The 9,191-nt window shown below is 34.5% G+C and carries 11 protein-coding genes; 3 read left to right on the top strand and 8 right to left on the bottom strand.

Annotated elements, in window-relative coordinates; genetic code table 11:
• Positions 1-1,529: tetratricopeptide repeat-containing sensor histidine kinase (locus ACY65O_RS10380; protein ID WP_462220785.1), on the top strand; the 1,529-nt coding region annotated here is incomplete at its 5' end.
• 180 nt (positions 1,530-1,709) lie between these two features.
• Here ACY65O_RS10380 and ACY65O_RS10385 read toward each other — a convergent pair.
• Entirely contained in the window at positions 1,710-2,114 is a 405-nt protein-coding gene (locus ACY65O_RS10385; protein WP_462220786.1) for a hypothetical protein, read from the bottom strand.
• A gap of 65 nt (positions 2,115-2,179) precedes the next feature.
• Entirely contained in the window at positions 2,180-2,737 is a 558-nt protein-coding gene (locus tag ACY65O_RS10390) for an RNA polymerase sigma factor (protein WP_462220787.1), read from the bottom strand.
• 81 nt (positions 2,738-2,818) lie between these two features.
• Between ACY65O_RS10390 and ACY65O_RS10395 the strand changes: the two genes are divergently transcribed.
• Positions 2,819-3,565 carry a C40 family peptidase gene (locus ACY65O_RS10395; RefSeq protein ID WP_462220788.1) on the top strand — a complete coding sequence of 249 codons (747 nt, stop codon included), beginning with the start codon at positions 2,819-2,821 and terminating at the stop codon, positions 3,563-3,565.
• 20 nt (positions 3,566-3,585) lie between these two features.
• On the opposite strand, the gene ACY65O_RS10400 is transcribed toward ACY65O_RS10395, so the two are convergent.
• The 6 genes from ACY65O_RS10400 to ACY65O_RS10425 form a co-directional block, all read right to left on the bottom strand.
• On the bottom strand, positions 3,586-4,050 hold the full coding sequence (locus tag ACY65O_RS10400) for a sulfite exporter TauE/SafE family protein (protein ID WP_462220789.1): 465 nt from the start codon (positions 4,048-4,050) through the stop codon (positions 3,586-3,588).
• Positions 4,047-4,586, bottom strand: coding sequence for an inorganic diphosphatase (locus ACY65O_RS10405; RefSeq protein ID WP_462220790.1), 540 nt, complete (start codon positions 4,584-4,586; stop codon positions 4,047-4,049). The genes ACY65O_RS10400 and ACY65O_RS10405 overlap by 4 nt, the downstream gene beginning before the upstream one ends.
• A gap of 57 nt (positions 4,587-4,643) precedes the next feature.
• Complete coding sequence (gene crcB, locus ACY65O_RS10410) at positions 4,644-5,012, bottom strand: fluoride efflux transporter CrcB (protein WP_462220791.1); 369 nt, start codon at positions 5,010-5,012, stop codon at positions 4,644-4,646.
• Between the two features lie 6 nt (positions 5,013-5,018).
• A complete protein-coding gene (locus tag ACY65O_RS10415; RefSeq protein WP_462220792.1) occupies positions 5,019-5,426 on the bottom strand; it encodes a hypothetical protein in 408 nt (135 codons plus the stop codon).
• Between the two features lie 89 nt (positions 5,427-5,515).
• Complete coding sequence (locus tag ACY65O_RS10420; RefSeq protein ID WP_462220793.1) at positions 5,516-6,130, bottom strand: DUF4878 domain-containing protein; 615 nt, start codon at positions 6,128-6,130, stop codon at positions 5,516-5,518.
• Between the two features lie 149 nt (positions 6,131-6,279).
• Positions 6,280-7,257 carry a PhoH family protein gene (locus tag ACY65O_RS10425; protein ID WP_462220794.1) on the bottom strand — a complete coding sequence of 326 codons (978 nt, stop codon included), beginning with the start codon at positions 7,255-7,257 and terminating at the stop codon, positions 6,280-6,282.
• A gap of 775 nt (positions 7,258-8,032) precedes the next feature.
• On the opposite strand from ACY65O_RS10425, the gene ACY65O_RS10430 reads away from it, so the two are divergent.
• A partial coding sequence (locus ACY65O_RS10430) for an MBL fold metallo-hydrolase (RefSeq protein ID WP_462220795.1) occupies positions 8,033-9,191 on the top strand: 1,159 nt, incomplete at its 3' end.

Below are 9,191 nucleotides of genomic sequence, written 5' to 3' on the forward strand. Positions count from 1 at the left end.
GTGGCCAATACGAAGAGGCGATTAAATACCATTTACAGGCACTGGCAATTAAAGAAAAATATGGTGATGATTATGGAATGAGTATCACCTTAAACGATATTGGTATTGTATATAAAAATAACCGTCGTTACGAAGAGGCGCTTTCTTATTACCGCCGCTCTTTGGAATATGCAAAAAAGGCAAAACAATTAAAAAGTATTGCAATGCTTACCAGTAATATTGGTACGGTTTATATGGAAAAAGCAAACTACGATTCTGCATTGTATTATTTAAATTTGGCGCTGCCGGTTGCCCGGCAGTCGGGTGATAGTAATGCCTTGGTAATAGTTTTAAGTAATCTTGGTGAAGTAAACAGCAGTAAAAAAAAATACTCAGCTGCACTAAATTATTTTTATCAATCACTGCCTATTGATAAAGCATTTGAAGATAAGTATGGTATGATAATAGATTATACCGACATTGGCGTTTTGTTGATGAAGATGAAACAATTTGATAATGCGAAGCCTTACCTTGATTCGGCTTTTGCTATTGCTGAAGATGGGAATTTTTTAAAAGAAAAAATTAATGTCTTGAACTCATTGGTTACTTATTATACTGCAAAAGGAGATTTGGAAAAAGCTGAAGATGTTTCAGGAAAATTAACAGTTTTAAAAGATTCTACGATGAATATGGAAGTACAAAAAAACATTTCCGAGCTTTCTGCAAAATATGAAACCGCAAAAAAAGAACAAAAAATTCAGCAACAGCAATTTCAATTAACAAAAAAGAATTACTGGATTGGCGGTGCAGCGGGATTGCTGTTGTTAGGTGGTTTGCTCGGTTTTTCTTTTTACCGCAGCAATAAATTACAACAGGCAAAAAAGTTGCAGTCGGAAATTATGCTGCAGCAGGACATGGCCACCAAAGCGGTAATTGAAGCAGAAGAAAATGAACGCAAACGTATAGCCGGAGATTTGCATGATGGTGTGGGACAAATTATGAGTGCCGCTAAAATGAATTTATCAAGCATTGAAAGCCGCCTGAATTTTGGTAATAACGAGGATAAAATTGCTTTTGAAAAAATTGTAAACCTTGTAGATGAAAGTTGTAAGGAAGTAAGAACGGTAAGCCATAATATGATGCCGAATGCCTTGTTAAAAAGTGGTTTAAGCAGCGCCGTAAAAGAATTTATTGATAAGATTGACAACCGTGTTTTAAAAGTAAATTTATACAGCGAAGGATTGAATGAAAGATTAGACAGTAATGTGGAAACCGTATTGTACCGTGTAATTCAGGAATGTGTAAACAATGTAATTAAACACAGCGGCGCCAACCAGCTGGATATTTCTTTAATAAAAGATACCGATGGAATTGCGGCTACAATTGAAGATAATGGTAAAGGTTTTGCGGTTGCAGAAAAAGCAAAAGCAGATGGCATTGGCCTGAAAAATATTAAAACAAGAATTGAATATTTAAAAGGCACGGTTGATTTTGATTCGTTTCCTGGTAAGGGAACGCTGGTGGCTATACATGTGCCGTTGAATGCATAATGGTTTTGTCTACTGTATAATTTTTTAAGTGTAATCAGTAATGTTCAATAATTAGTTTTTATTTTTTTTGCAGAGATTTTTTTTAGGGAAGAGTAATGTTCAATAATCAATGCTCAATGTTCAATGTCCAACTTTGCAGTATTTGTTTGGTAAGAGAAATTATAAATTGATTACACTCTTTTAATTTATTATTAATGAGGATACAGTTTTAACAGCAGGCACTTTATTTTCCATGCGTTTTTTAATGATCAAGTAACAAATAATAGTAAGTATCAGCAAAAGTATTATGGTAAAATACACCCAGGGCTGATCTTTAATTTTACGTTTTTCTTTGCGGTTTTTCTTTTTTGCTATTTGTTTTTGCAGTTCCCTGTTTAGTTGCTCTACCGAAAGTGGTAATTTTTTTACATTGCTGAATTGTTCCAATCCTTCCACCGCATCGTTCATAAATTCATCATCTGCCATCATTTTTTCCAAATCATGACTGTCCTGTTTTGATAATTGCTTGCTGAGGTAATCCATCAGCTTTTGGTTATCAATATCTTTATTGCTGTTGTTTAATATATTTTTTAAATCATCGCTCATGGAAGATTGTCATTAGTAATTGTTTTTATTTTGCCTATTGCCTATTGTTAATTGCCTATTGCTCATTATTTTCTCTCCATCAAAAGTTTTAAATTCCGCTTCCCGTTTTGAATATGGCTTTTTACCTGCAGCAGCGAAAAATTTGTTTGCTCTGTAATTTCGTGGTAACTCTTTTTCTCTAAGTAAAACAAAGTTACACATAGTTGCTGCTCTTTGTTCAATTGCGTTAAAGCCTGCGCCATGGCGGTAAGGGCTTTATCTTTTTCAATGTAATTATTTTTATCAACGGTTTCATCAGGTGTGGCCATTAACTGTTCGTTTATTTCGGCGGTATATTTGCCTTTATCCCTCAGCTTCATCAGGCAGTGATTTTTTGCCACCATGTACACCCAGCTTTTAAAATAATCTACTTTGTATTTGTGCAGTTCGTTAATGGCTTTTAAAAAAACCTGCTGTACGGCATCTTTTGCTTCTTCTTCATTTTTTAAATATTTCATGCATACACCCAGCAACAGCATAGTGTAGCGTTGGAGTAAAATGCCCAGCCATTCATTATCCTTATCTGCATAAAATCGCTGCAGCAATTCGGTATCATCAATATGTTGGTATTTGCCGTGGCTCAAAATTGGTTACGGTAAGTTTTGTGTTATAAAGATGTAAACATAAATGAAATTCCATAATTTAGATAAATTTAAAATTGATTTATGAATTATGCCGTTTGCTGTGTACCTGTGTCGCCCATTCGTATTGATGCCGATCATAAAAGCGAAATGGTAAGCCAGTTATTATTTGGAGAATGCTGTATTATAAATGATGCAGATACAAAAGGATGGGTTAACATTAGTTGCAAAGCCGATGGTTACGAGGGCTGGTGCCAGCCAGTACATGTACAGAAAATTACGATGGAAGAATATTACAGTGAGGATATTATTTTAACTGCAGACTGGGTAAACGAGATAAGTTTTAATAACAGCTTAATGCAAATTCCATTGGGGAGTTTAATAAATTTAAAAAATGATTCAATACAGTTTACAGGCAATAAAATAATTGCCGGAGAGATAAAACATGATGTTGCATCAATACAAAAAATTGCTTTTAAATTTTTAAACACTCCTTATTTATGGGGCGGCCGTTCTGTTTTTGGAATTGACTGCAGTGGCTTTGCGCAAGCCGTGTATAAATTTTTAAATATTTTTTTATTACGTGATGCAGATCTGCAGGTAACACAGGGAGAAGCAGTAGATTTTTTACAGGAAGGCCAGTGTGGCGATCTTGCTTTTTTTGATGACGAAGAGGGGAAGATCGTTCATGTGGGCATTTTATTAAACAGCCACGAAATTATTCATGCATCGGGTAAAGTAAGAGTTGATAAAATAGATAACCAGGGAATAGTAAATGCAGAAACGGGCGAGCGAACGCATCAGTTGCGGATTATAAAAAGATTTTTTTGAATGGAGGATTAAATATTTATTTAACTGTCGTTGCCTGCAACAGTATTTTCTACAAAACTTTGTTTGCTGTTGGAATGATCATTTTCTTTTTTCTCTTTATCAAAAAAAATCATTTTCACTGCTATTATAATCATAAGGCCTGCAAATATTTTTTTAACAGTTTCCTGTGGCAGGCTTAATGCAAACCTGCTGCCGAAATAACTGCCTGCTAAAAAGCCAATGGCAAGCATGCCCACCACTTTAAAATCTACATGGCCCTGTTTGTAATATTGCAGCACACCAAAAATACCTACCGGCAGCATTATTAAACCAAGCGAAGTGCCTTGTGCTGTTTTTTGACTGAAGCCAATAAAATAAACCAATGCAGGTACTATAATAATGCCACCACCAACACCCACAAGACCGCCTAAAATACCGGCGGCTATCCCTACCAGTATAATGATGAGAATAGTTTGTATATCCATTTCTTTCTTTTTAATGATCATTTAGGAAAACTTTTTTTATAAAGAACGATTGACTCTTCAATAACTTTATAAGCGGCATTTTTATTTTGAAACTCATCTATTTCCACCACTTTGTTTTCAAGTACTTTATAATTTTCAAAATAATTTCTCAGTACAGCAATAAAATGTTTGGGTAATTCATGCACATCGGTAATATAATTTACACCGGGGTCTTTGGTAGCCACAGCAATTATTTTATCATCTTTTTCGCCGTTATCAATCATTTGCATATTGCCAATAACAGTAGCTTCCACCAAACAAAGCGATTGAATACTTTCGCTGCACATTACTAAAATATCCAGCGGATCGCCATCTTCTCCCAATGTTTGCGGAATAAAACCATAGTTAACAGGGTAGTGGAAAGAAGAATAAATTACCCTGTCGAGTTTTAACAACCCAGTTTTTTTATCGATCTCGTATTTAGCACGGCTGCCCTGTGGTATTTCGATTAAGCCGTTTACAATTTGCGGAGATTTATCGCCGTAATGAGCACCATGCCATGGATGAAGTACATACATATTTTCGATTTTAAATTTTTCCGAATTTTTAGGATTTATAATTTCAATTATTATTTGTTATTTACTGCCTGCTGCCATAAAGCCAAGCCATGCTGCAGCAATACCCAGCACAATACTTGAAACAATATATACCAGTGCAATAAAATATTTTTCGTTTTGTAACAGTGTAATATTCTCCAGCGAAAAAGCGGAGAAGGTAGTAAAGCCGCCGCAAATGCCTGTAGCTATAAATAATTTCCAGTTGTTTAAAAATAAATCGTCTTTTAAACTTAAAGCCAGCACTGCACCAATAATAAAACTGCCAATAATATTTACTGCAAAAGTGGCTAAAGGAAATTGTTTTACAGTTATAGCAAGATAAAAAGCATAACGAAGCATAGAACCAAGTGCACCACCCAAACCCACTAAAAGAAAATTTTTAAACATTATTGGTTATTGATTTTCTGCAAAAGTATATTTTAAATCTACCAGCCATTTGCCACTGCTGCGTATCAGCTTAAGTTTATTCTTCATTTCTTTTTTATAACTGTTGCTGTAATCAACTATTGTTGTGGTGTCGTTCTGTGGCTCTAAAGAATTAATGATAATGTCAGCATTTTTATATTTTGAAAGTTCGGTTTCGTTTTTTAACTGGTACTGGTGCTGAAAACTTTCAAAATACTGCTGGTTGGTTTCATCATTAAGTAAATACTGCTTTGCTGTTTTAAAATCATTATCCAGCACTGCCCTTATAAAAGTAGTGGCAACCTCGCTATTGGTAACCGGATTTTTTTTAACCGCATCGGTGCAGGAAAAAATTGTTACGGCAACGGTAATTGTATAAACCAGTTTTTTAATCATAATTAAAGTTAAACATCTTTGGGTTAAGCAAAAATAAAAAAGCACCCTGAATTTTCAGGATGCTTTGTATATAAACAGGGTTAGTATTTTTATTGACTGTTCTTTTTTAAGGCTTCTTCCAGTTTTTTCATCGCATCCGGATTTTTTTTCATTATCTCTTTTACTTTATCCTGGTTTTCATTCATTATTTTTTGAAGTGTATCTGTATTAAGGTTTTTAAGTTCTCCCATGGCTTTATTGATACTGTCTGCTACATTTATGTTTGTATTATTCATATCATCATTATTATTGGCCATATTTAAACCGGTAGATATTAATGATACTTTCCAACTACCATCTTCCTTTAATAATTTAAAAGGCTGGGTAGTAGTTTTGTTTCCGTCAGTAATTTCAACATTTACTTCAGCATTGTCACCTTCTACTTTTTCATCTTTAATATTAAAACTTACTTTTTTAGATTTTTCAATAAACTCATTTTTCATCTTATCCTGCATGTTTTTATCCTGGCCAAACAATTGTCCCATACTTTCTGCCATCGACAACATTGAGGCATCAGACTTTGTAATTAATTTTTTTATAGTTTCCATGTCGCCTTTTTTCATTGCTTCAATAAAAGAAATTACTGTAGCTTTTGGACTGCCTGGCGTACCGCTGCAGCCAAATAATAAAACTATTACGGAGGTTAAAATGAAAATCTTTTTCATATTTTTTCTTTAAAAGTATTACAATATATTCAATATTAAAACAATAATTGTTCACCTATTTTAAAAAAAAATGAGGCAGCACATAAGCCACCCCATTATATAGGTCGGGTTAGTATTTCTTAAAAAAGTCATTTAGCCAAAGCTACTAACTACTTTTTATTTTCATCAGTTATTCTAACATCATCTTTATTATACGCCTTAATAATTGATTTAACCAAACGGTGCCTTACCACATCTTCTTCATCCAGTTCGATATGTGCAATGCCTTCTATATTTTTTAAAATACGGGTGGCTTTAAACAAACCGCTTTGTTGATTCTTAGGCAAATCAATTTGTGTAGGGTCGCCGGTAATAATGGCTTTTGCATTGGGGCCAATACGTGTTAAAAACATTTTTATCTGCAGGTCGTTAGTGTTTTGTGCTTCATCTAAAATAATAAAAGCATTATCCAGTGTACGGCCTCTCATGTACGCCAGCGGCGCAATTTCAATTGTACGTGTGGTCATGTAATAACCCAATTTATCTGCAGGTATCATGTCATCCAGTGCATCGTACAATGGCCTTAAGTACGGATCAATTTTTTCTTTTAAATCGCCGGGTAAAAAACCAAGGCTTTCGCCAGCCTCTACCGCAGGCCTTGTTAAAATAATTTTTTTAACTGATTTGTTTTTTAATGCCCTTACCGCCAAAGCAACAGCAGTATAAGTTTTACCTGTACCGGCGGGGCCGATGGCAAATAAAATATCATTTTTATCGCAGGCTTCCACCATTCTTTTTTGGTTAGCGGTACGTGCCCTTACCGTTTTGCCATTGGGGCCAAACACCAATACATCATTTGGGTTACGGTCCATAAAATTATCAATAACCTTTTCATCATCGCCGCCTAAAATTTGTTCAAAATAATTTGCGCTCATGTGGCCGTTACGTTCCAGGTACTGCAGTACCAGATCGATTTTTTCTTTTGCTCCTTCAATTTGTTCGGGGGCGCCGCTTAATTTAATTTGTGTGCCGCGGCTGAGAATTTTTACGAGAGGGAATTTCTTTTTTAAGATGTCTAACTTTCCGTTGTTTACGCCAAAAAATTCAATGGGGTTAACGGTTTCAAGGTTGATGATCGTTTCTGTCAATGGTTTTCAGTTTTACGCACTGTTTCTGTTGTTGTAAAAACTCAATCAAACATAGCAGCACTTTGTTAACAAAAAAATTTGCGTTGGTACTTCTAACACTTGCTTTTCAAATTTAACGAATAACAACCGATAGATACCAGTTTAATTTATCAACAGTATGTTAATTAATAACGAAAAGAAAAATGATTTGGTATTTGAAGTTAAAATTAATGGCTGAAAATTTTATGAAACTCTGCACAATTTTAAAACTAAAAATTATATACCCAGACTCAGGGGTTAAAAATATTTCAGGCAAAGTACCTTATCTGGATAAGATTTCCTTAACTATTTTTTTTGCAAAACTTAAACCAGAATAAAAATGAGATGGCATGATAACAAATACAGAATATAAGAAAGTAAGGCTTTGGTATTATCATTTACAAAAAAGGCGGATAAGCCTTCACTTAAAGTGGGTAGACAAATATATTTATACCGGTTAAAACAAACATGCTAAATATCTTTAGCATAAGGAATTCTTTAAAAAAATAAAGTAAAAATTACTTTGTTTGCAAGTTTCCTTAAATCTGGATTCCATTTTACCTTAGAAAATACATTTAAGATATTTCAAAAATTTAATGCTCACGAAATTTATAAAAGTTTTAGGCAGTAAAAAATTTAAAATCTTAAATAATAATGGTAAAGCCTGCCTGCTTTCCTGTTATTATTCTATATTAATAGTTTCATAAATTATATTTTGTATCTTCCCGTTATCAGGTGAAATTATAAAAGCATTACTATGAAAATAGGATTCCACGGCGCAGCCCGTACAGTTACAGGAAGTAAACATTTACTTACTTTAAATAACGGCAATAAATATTTACTGGATTGCGGTATGTTTCAGGGAATGGGCAAAGAGACCAATGCCATGAACCGCAGTTTTGGTTTTGATGCAACAACTGTAACTGCATTAATACTTTCGCATGCACATATTGATCATTGCGGATTGATACCCAAATTAGTTGCCGATGGGTTTAAAGGGAAAATTTATTGTACCCCTGCCACTAAAGAACTGGCTGCAGTGTTAATGGAAGACAGTGCCGGCATTCAGGAAAATGATATTAAATACGAAAATAAAAGAAGGGCACAGGAAGGCTTACCCTATTTAAAACCTTTGTACACTACCGAGCAGGCCCTTGAAGCAGCGGAATATTTTGTGCCGGTAGAATATGATAATTGGTTTACTGTTGATGAGCATATAGAAGTAATGTACACCGATGCAGGCCATATTATTGGCAGTGCTGCGGTGCATTTAAAAATTAAAGAAGCCGGTAAAATAACAAGACTAACTTTCAGTGGTGATGTGGGCAGGTACAGAGATGTAATTTTAAAATCGCCTGCGGAATTTTCACAAGCCGATTATATTTTATTAGAATCTACTTATGGTAACAGCCTGCATAATAATGCCAGTACCACCCCCGACCAAATTTTAGAATGGATTGAAAAAGCCTGCATACAAAAAAAAGGGAAATTAATTATGGCGGCCTTTAGTGTAGGCCGTACTCAGGAAATATTGTTTGCATTAAATCAATTAGAACTGGAAGGAAGGTTACCCGACGTGCCTTATTTTGTTGACAGTCCGCTGAGTGTAAAAGCAACAGAAATTGTAAAACATTATCCGCAATATTTTAACAGTACCATTCAAAAAATTTTACAAAGTGATAACAATCCTTTTGGATTTAAAGGATTGAAGTTTGTAAAATCGGTTGATGAATCGAAGATGCTGAATTTTAGAAACGGACCTTTTGTTGTAATTTCCGCAAGTGGTATGGCTGAAGCCGGAAGGGTGAAACACCACATCAGTAATAATATAGAAAGCAGCCGCAATACTATTTTAATGACAGGTTATTGCGAACCTAATTCTTTAGGTGCAAAATTGCAGGACGGCAGGAAAGAAG

It is taken from the genome of Ferruginibacter sp., assembly GCF_031430955.1.
In the GTDB taxonomy this organism is placed as follows: Bacteria; Bacteroidota; Bacteroidia; order Chitinophagales; family Chitinophagaceae; genus Ferruginibacter.

Coding starts and splice junctions, on each gene's coding strand:
- ACY65O_RS10385 (WP_462220786.1), bottom strand. CDS start 2,114: ATGAGCGATGATTTAAAAAATATATTAAACAACAGCAATAAAGATATT.
- ACY65O_RS10395 (WP_462220788.1), top strand. CDS start 2,819: ATGAATTATGCCGTTTGCTGTGTACCTGTGTCGCCCATTCGTATTGAT.
- ACY65O_RS10400 (WP_462220789.1), bottom strand. CDS start 4,050: ATGATCATTAAAAAGAAAGAAATGGATATACAAACTATTCTCATCATT.
- ACY65O_RS10405 (WP_462220790.1), bottom strand. CDS start 4,586: ATGTATGTACTTCATCCATGGCATGGTGCTCATTACGGCGATAAATCT.
- crcB (WP_462220791.1), bottom strand. CDS start 5,012: ATGTTTAAAAATTTTCTTTTAGTGGGTTTGGGTGGTGCACTTGGTTCT.
- ACY65O_RS10415 (WP_462220792.1), bottom strand. CDS start 5,426: ATGATTAAAAAACTGGTTTATACAATTACCGTTGCCGTAACAATTTTT.
- ACY65O_RS10420 (WP_462220793.1), bottom strand. CDS start 6,130: ATGAAAAAGATTTTCATTTTAACCTCCGTAATAGTTTTATTATTTGGC.